The organism is Sphingobium sp. SCG-1 (assembly GCF_002953135.1).
In the GTDB taxonomy this organism is placed as follows: Bacteria; Pseudomonadota; Alphaproteobacteria; order Sphingomonadales; family Sphingomonadaceae; genus Sphingobium.
Window position 1 is genome coordinate 2044653 of sequence record NZ_CP026372.1, and the last position, 21923, is coordinate 2066575.

Annotated in this window: 22 protein-coding genes; 20 read left to right on the plus strand and 2 right to left on the minus strand. The window is 61.2% G+C overall.

Annotation, left to right across the window (positions count from 1 at the left end; genetic code table 11):
• Nucleotides 1-5: 5 nt before the first annotated feature.
• Both metH and C1T17_RS09425 read left to right on the plus strand, forming a co-directional pair.
• Nucleotides 6-2609 carry a methionine synthase gene (metH, locus tag C1T17_RS09420; RefSeq protein WP_104953223.1) on the plus strand — a complete coding sequence of 868 codons (2604 nt, stop codon included), beginning with the start codon at nucleotides 6-8 and terminating at the stop codon, nucleotides 2607-2609.
• 77 nt (nucleotides 2610-2686) lie between these two features.
• Nucleotides 2687-3625, plus strand: coding sequence for a right-handed parallel beta-helix repeat-containing protein (locus C1T17_RS09425; protein ID WP_104953224.1), 939 nt, complete (start codon nucleotides 2687-2689; stop codon nucleotides 3623-3625).
• Nucleotides 3626-3630: 5 nt separating this feature from the next.
• Here C1T17_RS09425 and C1T17_RS09430 read toward each other — a convergent pair whose 3' ends face one another.
• On the minus strand, nucleotides 3631-5277 hold the full coding sequence (locus C1T17_RS09430) for an alkaline phosphatase family protein (protein WP_104955118.1): 1647 nt from the start codon (nucleotides 5275-5277) through the stop codon (nucleotides 3631-3633).
• 161 nt (nucleotides 5278-5438) lie between these two features.
• Here C1T17_RS09430 and C1T17_RS09435 point away from each other — a divergent pair, with 161 nt between their 5' ends.
• From C1T17_RS09435 to proC, 6 genes are all read left to right on the plus strand, one after another.
• The gene (locus C1T17_RS09435; RefSeq protein WP_104953225.1) at nucleotides 5439-7478 is read left to right on the plus strand and encodes a protein-disulfide reductase DsbD family protein; all 2040 of its coding nucleotides are present in this window, start codon (nucleotides 5439-5441) and stop codon (nucleotides 7476-7478) included.
• Nucleotides 7478-8224, plus strand: a complete 747-nt coding sequence (locus tag C1T17_RS09440) for a TlyA family RNA methyltransferase (RefSeq protein ID WP_104953226.1) — start codon at nucleotides 7478-7480, stop codon at nucleotides 8222-8224. Before C1T17_RS09435 ends, C1T17_RS09440 begins: the two co-directional genes overlap by 1 nt.
• Before the next feature lie 175 nt (nucleotides 8225-8399).
• The gene (locus tag C1T17_RS09445) at nucleotides 8400-8948 is read left to right on the plus strand and encodes a TspO/MBR family protein (protein WP_104953227.1); all 549 of its coding nucleotides are present in this window, start codon (nucleotides 8400-8402) and stop codon (nucleotides 8946-8948) included.
• A gap of 49 nt (nucleotides 8949-8997) precedes the next feature.
• Nucleotides 8998-9291 carry an accessory factor UbiK family protein gene (locus tag C1T17_RS09450; RefSeq protein ID WP_104953228.1) on the plus strand — a complete coding sequence of 98 codons (294 nt, stop codon included), beginning with the start codon at nucleotides 8998-9000 and terminating at the stop codon, nucleotides 9289-9291.
• A gap of 141 nt (nucleotides 9292-9432) precedes the next feature.
• Nucleotides 9433-9939: a YbjN domain-containing protein gene (locus C1T17_RS09455; RefSeq protein WP_104953229.1), complete on the plus strand. Its 507-nt coding sequence runs from the start codon at nucleotides 9433-9435 to the stop codon at nucleotides 9937-9939.
• A gap of 55 nt (nucleotides 9940-9994) precedes the next feature.
• Nucleotides 9995-10804, plus strand: coding sequence for a pyrroline-5-carboxylate reductase (proC, locus tag C1T17_RS09460; protein ID WP_104953230.1), 810 nt, complete (start codon nucleotides 9995-9997; stop codon nucleotides 10802-10804).
• Between the two features lie 366 nt (nucleotides 10805-11170).
• On the opposite strand, the gene C1T17_RS09465 is transcribed toward proC, so the two are convergent.
• A complete protein-coding gene (locus C1T17_RS09465; protein WP_104953231.1) occupies nucleotides 11171-12205 on the minus strand; it encodes an aldo/keto reductase in 1035 nt (344 codons plus the stop codon).
• Between the two features lie 118 nt (nucleotides 12206-12323).
• On the opposite strand from C1T17_RS09465, the gene C1T17_RS09470 reads away from it, so the two are divergent.
• The 12 genes from C1T17_RS09470 to C1T17_RS21295 all read left to right on the plus strand — a co-directional run bounded on the left by C1T17_RS09470 (nucleotide 12324) and on the right by C1T17_RS21295 (nucleotide 21489).
• Nucleotides 12324-12935 carry a TetR/AcrR family transcriptional regulator gene (locus C1T17_RS09470; RefSeq protein ID WP_223262882.1) on the plus strand — a complete coding sequence of 204 codons (612 nt, stop codon included), beginning with the start codon at nucleotides 12324-12326 and terminating at the stop codon, nucleotides 12933-12935.
• 1241 nt (nucleotides 12936-14176) lie between these two features.
• A complete protein-coding gene (locus tag C1T17_RS09475; protein WP_104953232.1) occupies nucleotides 14177-15469 on the plus strand; it encodes a tyrosine-type recombinase/integrase in 1293 nt (430 codons plus the stop codon).
• A gap of 162 nt (nucleotides 15470-15631) precedes the next feature.
• Nucleotides 15632-15826, plus strand: coding sequence for a hypothetical protein (locus C1T17_RS09480; RefSeq protein WP_104953233.1), 195 nt, complete (start codon nucleotides 15632-15634; stop codon nucleotides 15824-15826).
• A gap of 339 nt (nucleotides 15827-16165) precedes the next feature.
• Nucleotides 16166-16420 (plus strand): helix-turn-helix transcriptional regulator, encoded by a 255-nt coding sequence (locus tag C1T17_RS09485; RefSeq protein WP_104953234.1) that lies wholly within the window; start codon nucleotides 16166-16168, stop codon nucleotides 16418-16420.
• Nucleotides 16421-16624: 204 nt separating this feature from the next.
• The gene (locus tag C1T17_RS09490; RefSeq protein ID WP_104953235.1) at nucleotides 16625-17572 is read left to right on the plus strand and encodes a hypothetical protein; all 948 of its coding nucleotides are present in this window, start codon (nucleotides 16625-16627) and stop codon (nucleotides 17570-17572) included.
• 11 nt (nucleotides 17573-17583) lie between these two features.
• Nucleotides 17584-18039: a hypothetical protein gene (locus C1T17_RS09495; protein WP_145958984.1), complete on the plus strand. Its 456-nt coding sequence runs from the start codon at nucleotides 17584-17586 to the stop codon at nucleotides 18037-18039.
• A 285-nt stretch (nucleotides 18040-18324) separates the two neighbouring features.
• Nucleotides 18325-19032, plus strand: coding sequence for an AbiV family abortive infection protein (locus C1T17_RS09500; protein WP_104953237.1), 708 nt, complete (start codon nucleotides 18325-18327; stop codon nucleotides 19030-19032).
• Between the two features lie 267 nt (nucleotides 19033-19299).
• A complete protein-coding gene (locus C1T17_RS09505; RefSeq protein ID WP_104953238.1) occupies nucleotides 19300-20055 on the plus strand; it encodes a hypothetical protein in 756 nt (251 codons plus the stop codon).
• A 30-nt stretch (nucleotides 20056-20085) separates the two neighbouring features.
• A complete protein-coding gene (locus C1T17_RS09510; RefSeq protein WP_223262883.1) occupies nucleotides 20086-20583 on the plus strand; it encodes a hypothetical protein in 498 nt (165 codons plus the stop codon).
• Between the two features lie 87 nt (nucleotides 20584-20670).
• Complete coding sequence (locus C1T17_RS09515; protein WP_104953239.1) at nucleotides 20671-21087, plus strand: hypothetical protein; 417 nt, start codon at nucleotides 20671-20673, stop codon at nucleotides 21085-21087.
• Entirely contained in the window at nucleotides 21084-21242 is a 159-nt protein-coding gene (locus C1T17_RS21290; RefSeq protein ID WP_189338564.1) for a hypothetical protein, read from the plus strand. The genes C1T17_RS09515 and C1T17_RS21290 overlap by 4 nt, the downstream gene beginning before the upstream one ends.
• A 4-nt stretch (nucleotides 21243-21246) precedes the next feature.
• Entirely contained in the window at nucleotides 21247-21489 is a 243-nt protein-coding gene (locus C1T17_RS21295; protein ID WP_104953240.1) for a hypothetical protein, read from the plus strand.
• Nucleotides 21490-21923: the final 434 nt, after the last annotated feature.

Below are 21923 nucleotides of genomic sequence, written 5' to 3' on the forward strand. Positions count from 1 at the left end.
CCTGAATGAACCAGCCTGCCACCGCCCAATTCGTCAATATAGGCGAGCGCACGAACGTCACCGGATCGGCGAAGTTCAAGAAGCTCATCATGGCGGGCGACTATACGGCCGCCGTCGAAATCGCGCGGCAGCAAGTGGAGAGCGGCGCGCAGATCGTCGACGTCAACATGGACGAAGGCCTGCTCGACGCCGAGTTCGCAATGACGACGTTCCTCAAGCTGATCGCGGCCGAACCGGACATCGCCCGCGTCCCGCTGATGGTCGATAGCTCGAAATGGAGCGTGATCGAGGCGGGGCTAAAATGCGTGTCCGGCAAGCCTATCGTCAATTCGATCAGCATGAAGGAAGGCGAGGAGGCTTTCCTGCATCATGCGCGCCTCTGCATGGCGTATGGCGCTGCCGTGGTCGTGATGGCGTTCGATGAAGTGGGCCAAGCGGACACCAAGGAACGCAAAGTCGAAATCTGCGGCCGCGCGTACGACTTGCTGACCGGCATCGGCTTTCCGCCCGAAGACATCATCTTCGATCCCAACATCTTCGCCGTCGCAACCGGCATTGACGAGCATCGCCGTTACGCCATCGACTTCATCGAGGCATGCCGCGAGATCAAGGTGCGCTGCCCGCACTGCCATATCTCGGGCGGCGTCTCGAACCTGTCGTTCAGCTTCCGCGGCAACGAACCCGTCCGCCGCGCGATGCACAGCGTCTTCCTCTACCACGCCATTCAGGCGGGCATGGACATGGGCATCGTCAATGCGGGCCAGCTCGACGTATATGACGCCATCGATGCGGAACTGCGTGAGGCGTGTGAAGACGTCATCTGGGACAAGCGCGAAGACTCTACTGATCGCCTGATCGCGCTGGCCGAGAAATATCGCGGTACCGACGCGGTTGCCGAAAAAGCCGCCGAGGAATGGCGCGGATGGGTGGTCGAAAAGCGCCTCGAACATGCGCTCGTCAAGGGCATCGACATGTATGTCGTCGACGACACTGAGGAAGCGCGATTGCGGTTCGCCAGGCCCATCGAAGTCATCGAAGGTCCGTTGATGGACGGCATGAATGTTGTCGGCGACCTGTTCGGATCGGGCAAGATGTTCCTGCCGCAGGTCGTGAAATCCGCGCGCGTGATGAAGAAAGCCGTCGCGCATCTGCTCCCTTACATTGAGGCCGCGAAGGAACCCGGCGCCAAGGGCAAGGGCAAGATCATCATGGCGACCGTCAAGGGTGACGTGCATGATATCGGCAAGAACATCGTCGGCGTGGTGCTTCAGTGCAATGGCTTCGATGTAGTCGATCTGGGCGTCATGGTGCCCTGGACGACGATCCTTCAGGCGGCGAACGAGAATAATGCGGACATGATCGGTCTGTCCGGACTAATCACGCCGTCGCTGGACGAGATGGTCACGGTCGCCGAGGAGATGCAGCGTTCCGGCATGACGATGCCGTTGCTGATCGGCGGCGCGACTACGTCGAAGGTGCATACCGCGTTGCGTATCGCGCCGGCTTTCACTGGGCCGGTCGTGCATGTTCTCGATGCCAGCCGCGCCGTGGGTGTCGCAACCGCACTCGTGAGCGATACCCAGCGTGACGATTTCGTGGCGAAGGTCGCCGATGAGTATGAGCATGTCCGCATCGCCCGCGCGGGCAAGGCGCAGAGCGCGCTCATCAGTATAGAAGACGCCCGCGCCAATGCATTCGAGATTGACGAGGCGCTGAAGCCGCCGCCGCCGATCAATCCTGGCGTCCATGCCTTCCCCAATTGGGACTTGGCGGACCTGCGCGAGTATATCGACTGGACGCCATTCTTCCGCGCCTGGGAGTTGGCGGGCAATTATCCCGCTATCCTGACCGATCCGGTTGTCGGCGAAAGCGCGAGCAGCCTGTTTGCCGATGCGCAGAAGATGCTCGATCGGATCATCGAGGAGAAGTGGCTGGTCGCTAAGGGCGTCGCTGCGCTTTGGCCGTGCCGCCGTGAGGGCGACGATGTCATCATCCATGTCGAGGATGAGAAGCATATCCGCATGCCGTTCCTGCGCCAGCAGATCGCCAAGCGGGAAGGCCGGGCCAATATGTGCCTGGCCGACTTCATCAGCCATGACGGCGATTGGATCGGAGGATTTGCGGTAACGACAGGACATGGCATCGAGCCGCACCTCGCCAATTTCAAAGCGCATTACGACGATTATTCGGACATCCTGTTGAAGGCTTTGGCGGACCGTCTGGCCGAAGCCTTCGCCGAGCGGCTACACAAGCATGTCCGCACCGATCTGTGGGGCTATGCGGCGGGCGAGCAGCTCGACAATGAAGCGCTGGTGCGCGAGCAATATCGCGGTATTCGCCCTGCGCCGGGCTATCCTGCCTGTCCGGATCACAGCCAGAAGCCGATATTGTTCAAGATGTTGGACGCGGTTCATAACACCGGCATCACGCTCACCGACAGCTTTGCGATGCTCCCAACGGCGGCGGTCAGCGGCTTCTACTTCGGTCATCCGCAGTCGGAATATTTCGGCGTCGCGCGCGTTGGCCGCGATCAGCTTGAGGAATATGCGACACGGCGGGGCGTTGATGTGCCGACTGCCGAGCGCTGGCTGCGCCCCAATCTCGACTAGGCATTGCTCCCAATGGTTAACAGGAAAGATGGTTAAGTCATTGGATAGGAACTGACATCACGCGCTATGGTGGCGACATGAAATTGCCAGCCATAGCCCTTGTGATCGTCACGGCCCTCGCCTCCACTGCGCTAGCGCAACAGCGGAGCGGTCCCTTCGTCGTAGCGGAGAGCGGAAGCGGGTTCGGCAGTCTGGCAGACGCCGTCACTGCCATTGGCGGCGGTTCCGGCACGATCGTCATTGCACCGGGCACCTATCGCGACTGCGCGGTGCAGACCGAAGGCGCGATCACCTATCGCTCCGCCACGCCCGGCAAGGCGATCTTCGACGGCGGCATTTGCGAGGGCAAGGCGGCGCTCGTCCTGCGCGGACAGTCCGCCAGCGTGGACGGGATCATCTTCCAGAACATGCGCGTGCCCGACGGCAACGGTGCGGGCATCCGCCTTGAAAAGGGCGATCTCACCGTCGACAACAGCCTGTTCCGCAATAGCGAGGAGGGCATCCTCAGCGCTGACGATCAGGCCCACACCGTCCGCATCGACCGCTCGACCTTCTCACACCTCGGACGCTGTGATCGCGATCTGGATTGCGCGCACGGCATCTACATTGGCCAATATGGCAGCCTCACCGTCACGCGCTCGCGCTTCGAAGCCGGCAATGGCGGCCATTATCTGAAAAGCCGCGCCGCCCGTGTGACGATCCGCGACAACAGCTTCGATGATAGCAAAGGCCACCTCACCAACTACATGATCGACTTGCCCAATGGCGCGGCGGGCACGATCAACGGCAACGAGATGGTGCAGGGGAAGGACATGGACAACTGGTCCGCGTTCATCACCATTGCCCCGGAAGGCCGCGCGCATGATTCCTCCGCGCTGGAAGTAAGTGGCAACAGCGCGTCCTTCGTGCCCGGCGTCCAGCGGCAGAGCACCTTCGTCGCCAACTGGACCGACGATCGCGTGCGCATCGGCGCGAACAAGCTGGCGGCCGGGATCAAGATAACCGACCGCCGATAAGCGCCTTACCGGCCAGCGCAGCTATCCCCCGCCGTCGCGTCGATATCCAGGCACCGCCCGTCGATCTCGTTCTTCGGCACGGCGAGGCCAATCTGCGCCGCCAGCGTTGGCAGAATGTCCACCGTCTCTACGCCCAGCGCCTGCTCGAACGGCACGATGCCCTTGCGCCAGAACAGGATCGGCACGCGCCGGTCATAATCCCATGGGCTGCCATGCGTCGCGACATAGCCCTTGGTCGGGTCGGAGATCGGCGTTACGCGGGGTTTCAATATCACCAGAAAATCGCCGGAACGCGGTTCATAATAGCTCGCCCGCGCTTCCTGGATCAGCGACCAGCGCTCGGGCGGGCCGGAGGGGGAGGGCGTCGCTGCGATCTGCTCGGCGGTGAACACCGCCTCCACCTGCGGCTGCGCACGGATCATCGCCAGCGCTTCGGCCTTCACCTTCGCGCGCTGCGGCGCGGTCAACGCCTTCGAGATGTAGAAATCGCCCGCCGCGCCGTCGCCATAGAGCAATTGCCCGCTCAGCCCCAGCTTCGCGCCGATCGCTGCGCTTAAAGCTTTCGGTGCCAGCGCTTCGGTGACCCGCTGCGCGTCGGGAGCGCCATGCTGGCGGTTCCGTTCCGGCAGGTCATGTCCGCCATGGTCGGCGGTCAGCACGACTTCATAATCGACGCCGCTTTTGTCCAGCCGATCGAAGAATGCGCCGAGTTCCCGGTCCGCTGTCGCCACTTGCAGGCACATCTCGGTGCCTTCGGTGCCATAGGTGTGGCCGACATAATCGGTCGCGGAGAGCCCGATGGAAATTATGTCCGTCTGCGCCTGCCTGCCAAGGCCCATATCCTCGATCAGCGCCGCCGCCAACACGAGGGTCGCGGCGTCCATCTCGGGCGAAGCGCGGAACGCCTTCGTGTCTCCAGCGGCGCGCGCAAAGCGTCCCGTGCCGACGGTCTTGCCGCCGCCAATGTCGATGGCGACGTCCTTTGGCGCGCAGAAGTCGGGCAGTTCCATAGGCGGGCGATCCTGCGCGAGCAACGTCGCGACTCCGGCATTCACCTTCGCCACCAGCGGCGTTTCGGCTACGCCTTTCAGGCCCACATAGTTCTTGCCGCCCCAATACCAGAGCTGATCGGCAGTCGAACCGCCCATCATGATTGCCGCGCGGTCCTTGCCCGCCACGGAAACGACGCGGGTCGCCGGGTTCGCCTTCTTCATGCGCCCGCCGAGCGTCGGCACGAGCAGATGGTTAGGCGACGCCACATAGTCGCCGCTGCTGCTGCCCGGCTGCGTCTCGTCTTCGGCGCAGTAAACCGCCTTGTCGCTGCGTGCGATCGACAGATCGAAATAGGTGTTGGCGATGATGCCGGTGCGCGACGGGCGGCTGCCGGTAAGGATCGTGCTGTGGCCTGGGCATGTTTCCGTGGCGGCATGGCTCTGATAGCCGTGCGGGAAGACCACGCCGTTCGAGAGCCGCGCAAGGCCGCCGGTGAAATGCTGGCGATACTCCTCGAACAAATTGCCCGAAAACTGATCCATCGAGATCGCGACGATCAGCTTGGGCGGGGTCGATGGCGCCGCACTAACAGGAGCAGGCGATTGCGCCGAAACGGGCAAGCCGATGGCAAGCGCTGCAAGGGCAGTCGAAGCGAGAATGAGGCGACGCAATGGGGAACTCCTTGATCAGTCTTTCGCCAGCTATCCGGCGACGTGCGGCAAGTCTCTTCTTTCTTGCCCGGAATGAAAGTAAAGGCATCTCAACCGCGCCGCGCGGGCAGGCGAATAGTTCCCTGTCGCCACGTCGCTTACGAGACTCAATGCGAACCATTTATGTCCTCCTGATGACGTTGGCGAGCCTGTTCGTCGCTGCGCCCGCGATGGCGCAGATCGGCGCGTTCGGCGGTGGCGAACCGAACATCGCGGCTAAGCTGGAGGCGGAGAGCGGCAGCCCCGCACCGGGCAGGCCCGTCACGCTCGCTTTCGTCATGACGCCGAAGCCGGGCTGGCATGGATATTGGGAAAATCCGGGCGATGCTGGCATCGGCATGACGGTGAAGTGGACGCTTCCGAAGGGAGTCACGGCGGGGCCGCTGCGCCATCCGGTGCCGGAAACGCTGATGATTTCGGGCCTGATGAACTATGTCTATGAGGGCCGTTACGCGATCCTTGTGACGCTGAATGTGCCTGCGACGATGAAGGCGGGCGATCCCCTGCCGATCCGTGCGCGAGGCGATTGGCTCGCCTGCACGCGCGAGATTTGCGTTCCCGGCGGCGGCGACTTGGCGCTCGATCTGGTCGTTGGCGATGGTGGAGTCGGGGCGGAGAGACGGAAAGCATTTGACGGCTATCGCGCGCATTTGCCGCGTCCGCTTGGCAGCGAAGGGCGGTTTGCCATCGATAACGGACAGTATCGGATGGCGATCCCCTATCCGGCCGCGGCCCCGCTAGCCGACGCCTATTTCTTCCCGCTGAAGGAAGGCGCGATTGCTTTTGCCAGCGCGCAGAAAGTCACGCGCGACGGCGATACCCTGATCATCGAGACCAAGGCGGCTGGTTCCGCTTTGAAGGGGCCGGTCGCGGGCGTGCTGCGAACCGCGCCCCATGTGGGATTCGCGCTGACGGCCACGCCCGGAGTTGTGCCCGCGGCAACATCCAACACATTGGGTGGCGAGGCTTCGGCAGTATTTCTCGCGCTGGGCGGCGCGTTGCTGGGCGGCATCTTGCTCAACATCATGCCCTGCGTGTTCCCGATCCTCAGTCTCAAGGCGCTGAGCCTCGCCAAAGCTGGCGGCGATCCCCGCGTCGCGAAGCGGGAGGCCGTCGCCTATGCGCTCGGCGTCATCGCCGCCTGCCTTACGCTGGGCGGCGTGCTGCTCGCCCTGCGCGCGGGCGGCGCTACGGTGGGGTGGGCGTTTCAGTTGCAAGACCCCCGCATCATCCTCGGCCTGCTGTTGCTGGTCACGGCCATCGCCTTCAATCTCGCCGGACTGTTCGAGTTGCGCGCAATCGACGCGGGCGGTGCGCTCGCGGGGAAGGGCGGCGTGCAGGGCAGCTTCTGGACGGGTGCGCTCGTGGCATTCGTCGCGACGCCCTGCACCGGGCCGTTCATGGGCGCGGCACTCGGCGCGGCGCTGGTGCTGCCGGTCGGCGCGGCTTTGGCGATTTTCGCAGGGCTAGGCCTCGGACTGGCGCTGCCGTTCCTCGCCATTGCCTTCGTGCCTGCCATCCGGGCGCGGATGCCGAAGCCGGGTCCGTGGATGCGTCGATTTCAGCATATACTTTCCGTTCCGATGTTCCTGACGGCGCTCGCGCTTGCATGGCTGCTGGGTCAGCAACTCGGCATCGGCGGCATGACGATCGGCATTGCCGCCGCGATGGCCACGGCGCTGTTGCTATGGTGGTTGGGTGGCCGGCAACATGCAGGGAAGAGCGGGGTCTGGGCGGTGGCTTTGGCGACGGTCGTCGTCCTCGCCGGAGGGATTGCCGCCCTTCCTCAACCGGGCAAAGCCGAAGCAAAAGCCACAGGCACGGCGGTCCCGTTCGACGAAGCGCGCCTCGCGCAACTGCGCGGGCAGGGCAAGCCCGTGTTCCTCTACTTCACCGCCGACTGGTGCCTCACCTGCAAGGTGAACGAGGCAGGCGCGATCGACCGTGCGGAGGTCGCGAGTGCATTCGATAGGGCCGGCGTCGTGACCATGGTCGGCGACTGGACGAACAGCGACCCCGCCATCGGCCGTTTTCTGGAAGGGCAGGGCCGCTCGGGCGTGCCGCTCTATTTGTTCTATCCTGCGGGCAAGGATGCGCAGACCCTGCCGCAAGTCCTGACTCCAGCCACCCTGACGGCGCTCATAAGCTGATGGCGAAGCAGCGCGCCGATCAGATGCTCGTCGATCGCGGGCTGGTGGAAAGCCGCTCCCGCGCGCAGGCGCTGATCCTTGCAGGCATCGTCTTCACGGGCGAGCGGAAGATCGAGAAGGCGGGGCAGCAATTGCCGGAGGATGCGCCGCTCGATGTGCGGGGCCGCGATCATCCCTGGGTATCACGGGGCGGTATCAAGCTCGCCCATGCTCTCGCGCATTTCCAGTGGGATGTGACCGGCGTCGTGGCGATGGACGTGGGGAGTTCGACCGGCGGCTTCACCGATGTCCTCCTCACCAACGGGGCGGCGAAAGTCTACGCCGTCGACAGCGGCACCAACCAGCTCGCGTGGAAAATCCGCAACGATCCGCGGGTGATTGTTCACGAACAGACCAGCGCCCGCATCCTGACGCCCTCGCATATCCCGGAACCCATCGACATGTTCGTGTGCGATGCCAGCTTCATTGCGCTGGCCAAGGTGCTGGAACGCCCGCTGAGCTTCGCGGCGGACCATGCGCGCCTCGTCGCCCTCATCAAGCCGCAGTTCGAGGCCGGGCGTGAAGAAGTGGGCAAGGGCGGCGTCGTGCGCGATCCGGCCATCCACCAGCGCGTGTGTGACGCTGCGGCAGAGTGGGTACAGACGCTAGGCTGGCAAGTGGTCGGGATCGTACCCAGCCCGATCACCGGACCTGAGGGAAATATCGAATTTCTGATGGCTGCGTCGCGCGAGTCGGGCCATCCGTGACTGTGCTATACTGAACCACTGCCTATTCGCGGGTTGCGCGACGAAGTGTTTCACCGCACACCAACGCACATCTGCCGGATTCGATACTTAGGAGTCGTCCTGAGCATTTCTCCGTGTCCGGCTAGAAAATGGTGACCGGCGCATCCGCGCCGCGCATATGAGGGAATAGCCGCGGATGAATGAAATCGCGTCGAAGGGTCAGTTGCGGCTCTCCTACTTGCGATGGGCGCTTTTCATAGTTCCTACAGTCGTTTTCCTGGGTTTTCTCTCCGGACGTCTTGCAAATAGCGGATATGGCAATCCCTGGTTCGATGCCTTGACCAAGCCCGCAGCGATGCCTCCGGGCTGGGCTTTCGGCGTTGCGTGGACGATCCTGTATGTCCTTATGGCGCTCGCGCTGGCGATGGTGCTAGACGCGCGTCGCGCGAAGGGGCGGTGGACTGCGGTGGCTTTGTTCGTGGTGCAGCTTGGCGGCAATCTTGCCTGGTCGCCCCTGTTCTTCGCGGCGCATAAGGTTGATGCTGCGCTCTATCTGATCGTAGCGATCCTAGTCCTTGCGACCGTCACGACGGTGCTGTTCGGGCGTATTCGCAAGGCGGCGGCGTGGTTGATGGTGCCCTATCTGTGCTGGCTCGGCTTTGCCGCCGGTCTCAACTATGACATTGGCCGGCTCAACCCGGACGCGGAGACCCTTGCCGCGCCCTCGTTGAGTACCCAGATATAGCGTGTTGCTGGCATAAGCCACGCGCGCCTTCAATTGCTACAGGTGACCTATGCAAAGCGAAAACCGTCTGTTCGATGACCTTGCCAAGCTGATCAATGGCGCTGCGGGAACGATTGCGGGCGTCGGCCGCGAATTCGAAGCGAATGCGCGCGAAAAGGCCAAAGAGTGGGTCGGTGGGCTCGATGTCGTATCCCGCGAAGAGTTCGATGCGGTAAAGGCGCTCGCCGCCGCCGCCCGCGAAGAAGTGGAATTGCTGAAAGCGCGCATTGATGCGCTGGAAGGCAAGACCCCTACGAGCGTCAAGGCGAAGGTTGGGGCGAAGAAGCCGCCTCTTGCCGACTAAGCTGGCAGCGGCTTGTAGTTATCCACATTCCGTCCACAATTACTACATTTCGGCTTCACGAGCCATTGCTGATGCCTGTCCTTTGCCGGGCTTGGGTGCTAGGGCGGGCTTTGGCGCTTGAGGCGAATTGACGTAAGTGAAGTGATGGACAGCGACGAATTCGAAAATAGCGAGCAGGAAGCTGCGCCGATCGACATGCTGGCGGCCTATTTCGAGGCGCATGGCTGGTCGTTCGAACATGCCGGTGAAGATGAGATCGCCGCGACCACTCAGGGAAGCTGGGCGCAATATGAATTGCGCGCGATCTGGCGGGAGGAGGATCAGGTTCTCCAACTCCTCGCGCTACCCGATATCAAGGTCGCCGACGACAAGCGCGCCGCGATCTACGAGACGATCGGCCTGATCAACGAGCAGATGTGGCTTGGCCATTTCGAACTTTGGTCGTCGAGCGGTATCGTGCTGTTCCGGCATGGCGCGCTGCTGGGGCAGGGCGACAGCATGACCTTGGATCAGGCGCAAATATTGGTCGAGACTGCGCTGGACGAGTGCGAGCGCTTCTATCCTGTGTTCCAGTTTGTCCTGTGGGGCGGAAAATCCCCGTCCGAAGCCATCAGCGCGAGCCTTATCGAGACACGCGGAGAAGCATAAGACCTCGATCTGCCTCTGCGGGATCGGGAATGCTGCTCCCTTCGGAGATTTCACCATGACGCAATGGCCTTCGCATCTGTTCATGATCGGGTGCGGAAACATGGCGGGAGCCATGCTCTCGCGCTGGCTCGATAGCGGCCTTGATCCGGCTTCGGTGACGGTGTTCCGTCCGAGTGGCAAGCCCGTCGCACCGGGTGTTGAGGTAGTGAGCGCCGCCCCGGACACTCTGCCTCTTGGCACAATGGTCCTGCTGGGCATGAAGCCGCAGCAGATTTCCGCTGTGGCGGACAGCTTCGCGAAGTTGCTAGGCGCGGACATATTGTTGGTGTCGATGCTGGCAGGCACCACTACGACAACGCTGCGCGATTACTTCCCGGCGCCTGAGAATGTCGTGCGCGTGATGCCGAATACGCCGGTGGGAGTAGGGCAGGGCGTATGCGCTCTCTATGCTGACAGTGCGACCGCGCCCGATGCGCGCGACCATGTGGCGGATATGATGCAGCCGCTAGGCCTCGTCGAATGGGTCGAGGACGAGAACGCATTCAATCTCGTCACGGCGCTGTCCGGCTGCGGCCCGGCCTATCTCTTCCGCTTCATCGATGCGCTCGCAAAAGCGGGGGAAGCGATAGGGCTTGAACCCGTGCAATCCGCGCGCCTCGCGCTCGCCACGGTGCAAGGTGCATCTACGCTGGCGACTCAGGCGAGCGAAAGTCCGGCCGCGCTAGCGGATCGGGTTGCCAGTCCCGGCGGAATGACGCGAAAGGGCATGGACGTTCTGGACCAGGACGACGCTCTGAACCGTTTATTGGCTGACACGCTCATCGCTGCGCGGGACAGGGGCATCGAGATGGCCGAGGGGAAATGATTCCCGTTCGGGCGTCAACTTCACAGTACGGAACCCTATTTCGCTGACGATAACTCCCGCCACGATCAGCGCCGCCCCAATCAAGGCTGAACCTGGAAGCCGCTAGGACCGATGCAGGTGAACAGCTGGTTTGGAGCGCATGCGCAAAGGCCAAGGGTGAGCGAATCGTGCCGCCCACGGTGCTTCGCGAAATCGACGAGCCTAAACATGATGGAGATGACGACAGCCTGCGCGGACAGCTATTCCCGAACTTCCGCAGACCGCTCTGTGGAGTTCACAGCGCCCGGGCGGCGGATGGCCGCCGGCTCCTAGCTCGAAAGCGGCAGAGCAGACGACCTTACGAAAGAGTTTAAGAAACGAGGCGCGTTATCCGGCTGCTCGCTCCGCTACCGGTCGGCGTCGCAGCGATGGCGTGGCTAACGAAGGCGGAACATAGGCTGCGCCCTCCAACGGAGCGACATCGGTCCCCGGCGGTACGATCACGTCGATCTTGTCGAGTATCTCGTCGCTCAGCACCACCTCTATTCCCGCCAGATAGCTGTCGAGCTGCTCGGGCGTGCGGGGCCCCATGATGGCTGACGTAATAGCAGGATGCGCCACGACGAAGGCGACCGCCATGTGGATCAGCGAAATGCCGGCGCTCTCGGCGAGCGGGATGAGTTGCTCCACTTTATCGAGACTGGCTTCGTCGCTCATCGCAGTCGGGAAATATTTCGCGCGCATGCTGTCAGGTGTTTTCTCGCCCTGGCGATACTTGCCCGTAAGCATCCCTTTTGCCAGCGGGCTCCAAGACATAACACCCATGCCAAACCGCTGGCACGCGGGCAGGACGTCGCGCTCAATTGCGCGATTGAGGATCGAGTAGGGCGGCTGTTCGGTACGGAAACGCGCAAGACCACGACGCTCGGCGACCCACTGCGCGTCCACGATGTCAGCAGCGGGGAAAGTCGATGCGCCGATGGCGCGCACCTTTCCTTCGCGCATCAGGTCCGATAGCACCGACAATGTCTCCTCAATATCGGTATCCGGGACAGGACGGTGAAGTTGATAGACGTCAATATAGTCGGTCTGCAGCCGCCGCAGCGAGTTTTCGACTGCCCGCGTCAGCCAGCGCCGCGATCCGCCGCGATCGTTCGGATCATCGCTCATGGGCTGATACGCCTTGGTGGCGAGTACCACGCTGTCTCTTCGCCCCTTAAGCGCCTTCCCAACGATCTCTTCTGATTCGCCGCGGCTGTAAGCGTCGGCAGTGTCCACAAAGTTGATGCCCGTATCGAGCGCCTTGTGAACCATACGGGCGCACTCGTCATGATCTCCATTGGCCATTTTTCCAAACATCATCGCGCCCAGACAGTAGGGGCTGACCTTGATGCCGGTGCGGCCGAGCGGACGATAGTGCATGTCAAATCTCCTGATGTGGCTCTGGCAAAATTCCGCCGGATGAATTACATCCTCTGAAACGGAACATGTGTCCGTTTATATGGAACAATGTTCCGTTTAGCAATACGCTCAAGGAATTATGATGGGGCATGACGGCGAAAAAGGTATAATCGGTGAATTAGGCCCATCGCTTCGGGCTGATGCGCGCCGCAATGTTGATGCGCTGCTGGGAGCCGCGATGGCCGTTTTTACCGAATTGGGTGTCGATGCACCAATGCGGACGGTTGCGACGAAGGCGGGGGTCGGCGTCGGCACGCTTTATCGTCACTTTCCGCAACGATCGGACCTTATAAAAGCTATTATCCGCCGCGAAGTCGATGCTTTGGTGGAAGCGGCCTCCAGCTTGGCCGAGGAATCGGGACCGAGCGAAGCGCTTGCGTCGTGGATGAACCGCCTCGTTGATTTTGTCGCCACCAAACGTGGGTTGGGACCGGCTCTCCACTCTGGCGATCCCGCCTATCAGTCGCTTCCAGATTTCGTCTTCGGTCAGATCACGCCGGCATTGGGTGGGCTGCTCAACGCAGCGATGCACAGTGGGGTAATACGGTGCGATGTGAACGCCACCGACCTTTTGAACGCGGCCCTGCGTCTCGCAACGCCCGCGAGTAACGGCGAAATCGATCATGCTAAGCGCATGGTTTCTCTTCTTATCGATGGTCTGCACCGTCGAGCGGACCTTCCGGACACTTGAGCCTGACCACAATCGGAGCCTGAGGTACAAGCGTTTCAAGTCGATTGAGTGTTTTCGAGGCGGCGGCCTCAAGACCTGCGGCTTACTGTGAGCTGTTCCCAGGGTATGGTGCCCGGTGTATGTCCCAGTCTCGACCCCCGCCCGTGTGCAGTGCAAGGGATAGCAGCTAAGGCGAGTCCAGGACTGATGGGCGATACGGCATGGCCCAGTCCAACGGGCAGGCTGAAGCCATTCTGCTATCCACCCATATGAGGGGATTGATGGACGGATTGTTCACGATGCGGCTGACCTCGCCGATGAACAGGGTGTGAGTCGCGACCAAAGCCAATGCCCCGCAGCAAGCGTTCCCCAATAGCATTGGCAGCCTGATAACATTATATCAGATGCAGGTACGTTATGAGTTGCGGATGACGAGCAGGTAAATAGCGAACTGAGAACCTGAAACCATCGCCCTCGACGCCATTTACAGGACGTTTGACTAGTGAGTTGAGCGCGACTTGCCACCCGATATCGAGAGCGACGCGCTGGGCGGCCAACATGATTGACGTTACCGCCGAACTGCGCGCTGGGGAGACCGATGTCGCATGGGAGCGGGCATAGCTCGCAGCCTACTGCTGCCTGCCAGGCTGGTCCGTAGGCAGACGTCTCCGCCAGAACTTGCCCCCAAGCTCATAAACGGCAGGTCGCCTCATAAAAACCGCTTGAGAATACTCCTTCACCTTGAGGATACTCTTCACGATGCAGACATCGAAGGTTCTTCAAGATGTCGAGCGCCCTTGAACCAACGCAGAGGTAACTTTCTCGGCTGATGAGCATATGCCTCAGCGTCTTCGCCTGGCGACTGAGTCACTGTCTCGGCGCTAATCGAGTTTAGCTCTACAACATCCCCTTGCGAGGAATATGGCTCTTCAAGCCAGCCGGGCAACCCTTGAGCTCAAGCAGTAAATGCCCAAAGGCTAGAGATACGCTTGAGCTCAAAATTCAGTCCCGGCTGACCAAATCAGGACACCATATAAGTGGCTATTTTCTGCTCGAAAATGGTGGACGCACTTGGGCTCGAACCAAGGACCCGCTGATTAAGAGTTTTGGAATCATGCCCTTGCGCTAGATTGCTCTAGCTTGTTCTAGCAGACGTAACCATTGATATTGCGCTGTTTTCGCCCTTGCTTTTTTGTGGTTCCTTGTCGTAGCTGTAAGCTCCTTGCTAGAAATATGCTAGAATCTAGCAGCCAAGGAGCAGTATGGCCAAGATTACTAAGACCTTCGTGGACAAGGTGGCACCGCCCCCCGAGGGCTATGCGGTCCATTGGGATGACAGCGTGAAGGGCTACGGTCTGCGCGTCTCCGAGCAGGGCAAGCGGGTGTTCATCGTCATGGGACGGGTCGCCGGTAAGTCGATCCAGTTCACGCTCGGCCCATACGGCACGCTCACCGAGGACGCCGCACGCAAGCGGGCGCAGAAGGTGTTGCAGGACATGCGCGAGGGGATCGACCCGCGCGCTGTGGTCAAGGCAGACGCCGCCATGAAGGTCAGCCTTCAAGACGTGCTTGAGGCGTATGTCGGTCGTCCGGGCAAGATGAAGGACAGCACTGCGCGCGAGTATCGCCGCCATGTAGAGAAGACCTTCGCCAAGTGGGCACCGCTGCCCCTCGCCAGCATCACCCGTGACATGGTGAAGGAGCGCCATGCTGCGCTGGTGAAGGGCGGTCTTGAGGGCAAGAAAGCTGCGCCTGCGAGCGCCAATGCCGCCTTCGTTACGCTCCGCATCCTGATCCGCTTCGCGATAGACGAATACCGGCAGGCAGACGGGAAGCCGCTAATCAGCGACAATCCAGTGGACGCGCTCAAGCACCATTGGGCCAAGCTGGGCACGCGCACCGAGCGGTATATCGACAAGCGCAAGATCGGCGCGGTCTGGAACCGGCTGCACGAGATGCGCGGCGAGGTGCAGGGTTACGAGGCGCTGGCCTCGGTGGACCTGACCATTTTCGGACTGCTGACCGGCGCGCGCCGGGATGAGATGGCGACGTTAACGTGGGATCGCGTGAACATTGATGACCACGACCCGTCGAACTGCTGGTGGCATCTGGACGACCGCAAGCGCGGCGATCCGCTTTGGCTTCCGCTCAGCAGTCAGGCCGTCGCGCTGCTCAAGTCGCGCCCGCGCCTCAAACTGGAGGACGGCAAGGAAAGCCCATTCGTGTTCCCATCATGGGGCAAAACCGGCCGCATAATGGACGCGCGCGCTCCGATGGAGACGATTGGCGAGATCGCTGGGAAACACCTTTCCCTCCACGACCTCCGCCGCACGTTCACAAACATCGCAATGCGCGAATGCCTCATTGAGAAGTTCCGCACGGACCTCCTGACTGGCCACAAGCCTGCGTCCGATGACGTTACCTCGCGCTCCTACTTGGACCTGGCTCGCCTCGATTGGCTCACGCCCGAGGTGCAGAAGGTCGGCGACTGGATCGAGCAGCAGGCAGCTATCGCAGCCAGCAGGAACGTGGTGCCGTTGCACGCCGCAGGGTGATGCACGCGGTAGGCCGCGCAGCCTCGCGCACAGGGGTGAGGCCGGGGTCGCTGCCGGGTTAGGGGCGGCCCAGTACCGATCGTGCCCCACGCCGCCTTACAGCGAGGCTGGTCTTGGTCGGTCAAATCGAACTATCCTGAGCAAATCGGTCCTAGCCGGCGAATGTCAAATCGCCCCCTGATCGGTTTACGGATTAAAAATCTGCCGTTGCTTTTCTTGGTCGAATCGACTTATCAAGCGAACACCCACAGCCAGACGCTCGCACCGAGCGTTGGAAACAGCCGCAAGGCAGGCGTTGATGAAGCAATCGCTCATCCGTCTGCCTTTTTTATTGGCATTCGCGGATCGAGCTTCTGAGTGGAGAAGTTCAGTGAAAGAAGCGCAATCGAAAATAGAGTCGGTCGTAGTGACGGTTGAGCAATCGTTTGCAATGGAAGAAGACGACTCGATCTACGTATTTATGACCACACCGCTGCCATGGACGGGGAACCGAGAAGCTATAGTCTCGTTCTGGCGGAAATCTTCGCCTCCTCCTTGGGTAAAGGCAGCGTAATTTTATCCAACACTGGCGCTTTTGTTTGCGCTATAACTAGCTTGCTGGCCCGCTACTATCCTTGATAGGGCGGGCCGGTTGCCTATCGGCTCCACAGTGGAGTGTTCACCCCGGCGCTAGGTTGCAGCGCGTGGAGTTGAACCATGAGCGAAATGACTTTCGACCAGCTCTGCGAGCTGTTCGCCTACGTCCCGCAGCGCCGCCCGCTCGACACAAAGGAGACCGCCGCGCTCCTTGGCGTGCACTTCAATACACTTGAGCAGTATCGCTTCCGAGGCGAAGGGCCGCGCTTCTTCTCCCCGCCCGGCACGCGCCGCGTCTGGTACGCGGAACTCGACGTGCTGCGCTGGCTCGCCTCCGGGGCGAAGCAGAGCACCAGCGAACAGGCTGCGGCCTAATCCCATCCCGTCATGAAAAGCGGCAGGAGTGCCAATCCTGCCGCTGGAGTATCGATGTGAACACCAGCAATTTACTAGCCCCCGCTGAGGGTCCGCAATCCCCGAATGTTTTCCTGCAAAATTCAGCGCCGCGTAAAAATAGTCGGAGTGTGACTGGCTTGGCCCGCAGATTGACTGGTAGCCCGACCCGGCGGGAGGCTCATCATGGATGACAATGAACGCGAGGCCATTGAGGCGTTCCTCGCGCCCACGCCCGCTGAAGCTATGCGACAGGCCGCTTCTCAGGGGGTGCTACCCATGCCACCGGGGTTCGTCGGCTACCTAGCGGGATACATCTTGCAGCACGCTATCCGACCCGTTCGCGAGGTCGCCGTTGTGGCAGCACTTGGGATCATGGCGGGGCTGGCCGGTCGCGAGTGGACCACGTTCACGAACAGCGGTCTCAACCTGTATATTGTGCTGGTCGCTCGATCCGCTGTCGGCAAGGAGGCCATGCACACCGGGATCGCTACCGTCATGCGTGCGGTGGAAGCCCATCACCCGGCCGCACGGGATGCCTTCGACTTCAGCGAATATGCGTCAGGCCCCGCACTCATCAAGGGTATCAACCTTCATCCATGCTTGTTGAACATCATGGGCGAGATTGGCCACAAGTTCTTGGCCATGTCGAAGGGCAAGGAGAGCGCGCTTAACAGCCTGCGGAAGACGTTGACCGACCTCTATAGCAAGTCAGGGTCCAGCGGCATCGTTGGTGGCCTCAGCTACAGCAGCCAGGACAACAACATCCAGTCGGCAGAAGCGGTTGCATATAGTCTGGTTGGCGAGACGACGCCGGGGACATTCTATCAGTCTATCACCGATGAGATGATGAGCGATGGTTTCATGTCGCGCTTCCTCGTGATCCAGTATGAGGGCGACCGTCCCCCGGAGAACCCCGCGCCCCAGCATGTGCCGCCTGTCGAGATGGTCAAATGGCTGGCTGGGATCGCGCAGCACGCCACGACCATGCGGACTCGGCAAGTGTTCTGTGCAGTGCCGCCACTGCCAGACGCAAAGCAAAGGCTCGACGCGTTCCGTGATGAGTGCGACCGTCATATCAACGAGGCGGGCGATGACGAACGACTGCGCCAGTTGTGGAGCGGGCGCACCTAAAAGCGCTCAGGGTGACCACACTGCTGGCGGTTGGCGATCAGCCGTTCGCGCCCAAGGTGACACTGGAACAGGTCGAATGGGCGATCGCGCTAGTCCGGCACGGCAACGCCGCCTTCCTCAAACGCATCGACGCGGGCGAGGTTGGCGAAGGCACGGCCGGAGGGCGCGAGCGGAAGGTGATGGATCTTTGCCGGGAGTTCCAATTCCTGCCCCCGGACAAACTGCCGGGCTGGCTGAAGAATGGTAAAGCAATGCAGGACGCGAACATCGTGCCGCGCCGCTACCTCCAGCAGCGCACTCAGCGCCTCGCCGCATTCGAGGGTCACAAGCTGCGCCATACCCCCGCGCTCAACATGGCGATCAAGACGGCAACCGATAACGGCAATCTGATGGAGGTGAAGAAGGACAAGCTAGTTGAGATGTTCAGTTTCCACGGGCAGGGGTATCGCGTGCTTTGCTCGACCTGAATGACCACAGGGCAGGGCTACAGCCGGTGGCTTCGTTAGCCGCGCTAGCCACCCCGCCAAGTGGACCTCCCGCTAACATAGCCCGCCGTAGCCCGACCGGCGCTAACGCCCCAGTCCCGCGAAAATCCTCGGGAAACGTTATATAATACACACTACGTTAGTGCGTTAGTGTAGAGTAGGGTGTCCCAGCCATATTCAGCCGTATTGGGGTATGTATGGGTATAGGAGGGGCGCTAACGGCTACTGCGCTACCGCCGCGCTAGGTCGTTGTGGTAATAGTCTGCAATGAGTTCGCGCATCACCCAATACCGTGGCGCTTTGACGCCCGAGCAGGCGGCCGAGGGGATCGCTCTTGCTCGGGCCAACGCCAGCCGTCTGATTGCTGATGCCGAATTGCTGCTCGGTGCCGAAAGGCACCCGTCCGCTATTGGACTGGCGATTCTGGCAATCGAAGAGCTGGGCAAGGTTCAGATTATCAAGATGATCGTACTGCACTCCGAAGAGGCTGCGCTCAAAAAGAGTTGGAGGGAGTATCGGAGCCACCGAGCTAAGAATGTTCAGTGGATCATTCCGACCTTGGCTGCTGAAGGTGCGCGGACGCTTATCGACCTAAAACCTGCAACCGATATCGACGGTGAGCATACCGCAATGCTCGACGCGATCAAGCAACTGGCCTTCTATACTGACTGTCTGAACGCCACCCCGCGCTGGACCGAACCTGTCGATGCTATCGATCCGAAGTTCGCCGAGAGCATCATTGCTGTGGCCAAGCTGCTGAACCGCGACAGGGTCACCGAGGTGAAGGAGCTGGAGCTATGGGTCGAGTTGTTCGCTCCCTTCTATGAGAAGCCCGGCATGGTGGAGGCTCTGTTGCGCTTTCAGCAGCGTATGGTCGAGGAAGGTTTGACCGACACCCCCGTCGCCACGATGGAGGCGTTCTTTAGAGGACAGCCCATCGCAGCCACCAGTGCTGAGGCCAACGAGAGGGGGTAACTGCGGGCCGCGCTGGGGTGCGGCAGCAGCACCGTCGCCAGCAGGGGTAGGGCAACCCCGTGCCACCGCTACAGCGCCAGCACAGCGGCCCGTCTGCATGTGGTCATCACCCGAAAATCGCTGACCCACAAATATGCTATGTGACAGTCCGTCGCGCCTGAACCGACCTAAGCGATTGTAATAACTAAATAATTCCTTGCATGACCTCCACCGGCCTCCCTAGCTTGTAGCCAATGTCTAGCCACATCCAGCTTGGGAGTTCGATAAATGGCCGATGATACCGACACCCGCATTTCGCCTACGTTGCACCCCGGCATCGCTGGTGAGATTGCAGATTACGACGACGAGACGCGGCCTCTGCTCGGTCAGACCGAGACGGCGGTTGATGCCGCATTCAAGGCATTGCAGTCTATTCACAATGCCAAGGAAGGCGCTGCGCTCAATCCTTCGCTGAACCCCTTTGAGCAGCTAGTCGCTGTAGATGACCATGCCAACAAGGTGATGAGCAAGGTCTATGGCTCGTGGTCACGCGCGGTCGATGCGCTCAACAACAATGTCACGGCAATGGAGAAAGACCTTTACGCGCCGGTCGAGAGCAAAGCCTCCCGCGCGATGGCGACCGAAATCCGGCAGCACTTCGCGGGCCTCGAAACCGATGGCAAGCGGATGGGCGCGCTGCGCAAGGCAATTGAGGCAGGCGACGAGACGACCGCGACCGCCGTGCTCGGTGCGCCCAGCTACCTCTCGGGTCTGTCGGAGGAACTGCACGCGGAATATCTGCGCGACTGGCACAATGCCCAGCGCCCCGTGGAAGCGAAGAAGATCCGCGCGATGCGCGCGGCGGCTGACATGCTCAACAACCGCTATCAGCTTCTAACGAAGGCAGTCGAAAAGGCGGTCGGTGTTCATGAGGAATATCATGAGGACCGGCAGGGTCGCCGCACCCTCGCTCGGACGTGGACGGCCGGGGAGATACGCAATCGCGTAAAGGCGTCAAATGAACGCTTCGCGGTGCCGGTCTGACGCTTGTTCTAATCAAATCGAGATAGTTCGATGAACACCGACATCACACCCCCGTGGGGGACCGATTGGAAGCCTGCGCCTCCGCCCGTTCCATCGGAACCTCGCGGTCCCGGCAACCCCTCATGGGTGCCAGGCGGACCATCGCCAAACCCTTCGGGACGACCGGCGGGCATTCCAGATCGGCGCTTGCTGGCCACACAGCAGATGCTCGATGAGATGCGCAACATTGTGGCGGTGCTGATCGGCAAGGCGCTGGAGGGCGATAGCAACTCGGCAGCGATCTTGATGGCGAAGTGCCTGCCCAGCATCAAGGCGCAGGCGGAGAAGGTGAACTTCGAGTTCGATGCGACCGCGCCGATCAGCGATCAGGTTGCTGCCGTGCTCGATGGCGTAGCACAGGGACAACTCGCCCCCGATGTGGCGCGGCTCATCATCGACAGCATCAAGTCGCTGGCTGACGTTCGGGCGACCGAGGAGCTGGCCGCTCGGATCGAGGCTCTTGAGGAGGCTTCCGATGCCCGAAGGTAATTCCGAACATTTTGCGCGCCGCTTGCAAAAAAGCCGAGTGCGAACGGCGTCCATGCAGATTGACCCATACCCCGACGGAGACCGCTCATGACGACGATAACCACACAGCGGAACAGGGTCATCACGGAGGAACCGGAAGCGGACGACGTGTTCGTGCGCGTGTCCTTAACGGTGCCCGGTGACGAACCCGGCAGGCTGTCAGTGCGCCACCTGCCATACCAGCCCATCAGCGACTACGACGCTGCGGTGGCATGGGCAGTGAGTATGGCGGACCAGCTTGCCTACCCCATCCATGTCGTCCCGCTCAGCTACAGCGACATCCGCAACACCGGGCGCTTCCAGCCCATCTGCGATGCGGTCGCCAGCATGGACGATCAGCAGCGCGGAGCCATGCGCGCCGTTGTGGTCACCACATGCGCAGAGGTGATGCGCGACTGCGACGACTTGCAGGTCCGCGCTGATTGCTACGACATTCTAACCCAACTGAAAGTGATTACATCATGACTGACAAGACAGCAGAACTAGACGGCTTCGCTGACGTTTCCCTTGAGGAGCGCCAGCGTATCGACCGCGTGAAGCAGAAGGAAATCCGCGAGGGCCTTCGCAATCGGCACCTGAACTTGCCCACCGAGGCATGTGCTGTGGATCGCCGGACCTGACCACATGAGCCTCCGCGCCCTCCAACGTCGCGTGAAGCGGATAGAGGCGGGCCGGAAACCGCGACCATCGCCCATCGTGATTTGGTTTGGTTCATGGGACGCCTTTGTCGATGGGGCATATTCGGCGGTGAGCGCGGGCGCACTGGACAGGGACTTCCTTGACGTTGTTGATGCCCTTCGCGCTTGGGAGGCCAGCGGGGTCTGCGGTGGCATATGCTCGCTGACGGTGAGCCAGCATGGCTACTAGCGTGGCGGCACCAGCAGAGTCAGCCACTGGCGAAGCCACTCACCGCAGTCCTTGACTACTTCGAATGCCGAAGCTTGGATGTGCCGCGATAAACTTGGTGGAGCCTAAGGACGTCGAAAAGACCGCGCTTGCGGATGGTTTCGGTCGACTCGCCTCTGTCGATTGCGCAGTCCAGTCTCATTCTACTGCGATCTATTATCCAGCGACCATCCATATGACGGTCGGCCGGGCTTCGGAAAAGTCTTCGCCAGTCTCGCCAAGATAGCTCCTCCCCGCGCAGCAACTTGCGGTGAACATTCCTCAACTGTGAAACGTATCTCTGCGCCTTAGTTGCCTGATGCATTCCGTGAGCGCGCGCTGCCAGGCTATGCTGGCACTGCCATCTAAACCTATAGGTGTAATCGTCGGGGTCGAGCCAGCTCATATCGCCATCC

Excerpts from the sequence above, each read along its gene's own strand:
- metH (WP_104953223.1), top strand. The coding sequence starts at position 6 with ATGAACCAGCCTGCCACCGCCCAATTCGTCAATATAGGCGAGCGCACG.
- C1T17_RS09425 (WP_104953224.1), top strand. The coding sequence starts at position 2,687 with ATGAAATTGCCAGCCATAGCCCTTGTGATCGTCACGGCCCTCGCCTCC.
- C1T17_RS09435 (WP_104953225.1), top strand. The coding sequence starts at position 5,439 with ATGCGAACCATTTATGTCCTCCTGATGACGTTGGCGAGCCTGTTCGTC.
- C1T17_RS09440 (WP_104953226.1), top strand. The coding sequence starts at position 7,478 with ATGGCGAAGCAGCGCGCCGATCAGATGCTCGTCGATCGCGGGCTGGTG.
- C1T17_RS09445 (WP_104953227.1), top strand. The coding sequence starts at position 8,400 with ATGAATGAAATCGCGTCGAAGGGTCAGTTGCGGCTCTCCTACTTGCGA.
- C1T17_RS09450 (WP_104953228.1), top strand. The coding sequence starts at position 8,998 with ATGCAAAGCGAAAACCGTCTGTTCGATGACCTTGCCAAGCTGATCAAT.
- proC (WP_104953230.1), top strand. The coding sequence starts at position 9,995 with ATGACGCAATGGCCTTCGCATCTGTTCATGATCGGGTGCGGAAACATG.
- C1T17_RS09465 (WP_104953231.1), bottom strand. The coding sequence starts at position 12,205 with ATGCACTATCGTCCGCTCGGCCGCACCGGCATCAAGGTCAGCCCCTAC.
- C1T17_RS09470 (WP_223262882.1), top strand. The coding sequence starts at position 12,324 with ATGATGGGGCATGACGGCGAAAAAGGTATAATCGGTGAATTAGGCCCA.
- C1T17_RS09475 (WP_104953232.1), top strand. The coding sequence starts at position 14,177 with ATGGCCAAGATTACTAAGACCTTCGTGGACAAGGTGGCACCGCCCCCC.
- C1T17_RS09480 (WP_104953233.1), top strand. The coding sequence starts at position 15,632 with ATGTCAAATCGCCCCCTGATCGGTTTACGGATTAAAAATCTGCCGTTG.
- C1T17_RS09485 (WP_104953234.1), top strand. The coding sequence starts at position 16,166 with ATGAGCGAAATGACTTTCGACCAGCTCTGCGAGCTGTTCGCCTACGTC.
- C1T17_RS09490 (WP_104953235.1), top strand. The coding sequence starts at position 16,625 with ATGGATGACAATGAACGCGAGGCCATTGAGGCGTTCCTCGCGCCCACG.
- C1T17_RS09500 (WP_104953237.1), top strand. The coding sequence starts at position 18,325 with ATGAGTTCGCGCATCACCCAATACCGTGGCGCTTTGACGCCCGAGCAG.
- C1T17_RS09505 (WP_104953238.1), top strand. The coding sequence starts at position 19,300 with ATGGCCGATGATACCGACACCCGCATTTCGCCTACGTTGCACCCCGGC.
- C1T17_RS09510 (WP_223262883.1), top strand. The coding sequence starts at position 20,086 with ATGAACACCGACATCACACCCCCGTGGGGGACCGATTGGAAGCCTGCG.
- C1T17_RS09515 (WP_104953239.1), top strand. The coding sequence starts at position 20,671 with ATGACGACGATAACCACACAGCGGAACAGGGTCATCACGGAGGAACCG.
- C1T17_RS21290 (WP_189338564.1), top strand. The coding sequence starts at position 21,084 with ATGACTGACAAGACAGCAGAACTAGACGGCTTCGCTGACGTTTCCCTT.
- C1T17_RS21295 (WP_104953240.1), top strand. The coding sequence starts at position 21,247 with ATGAGCCTCCGCGCCCTCCAACGTCGCGTGAAGCGGATAGAGGCGGGC.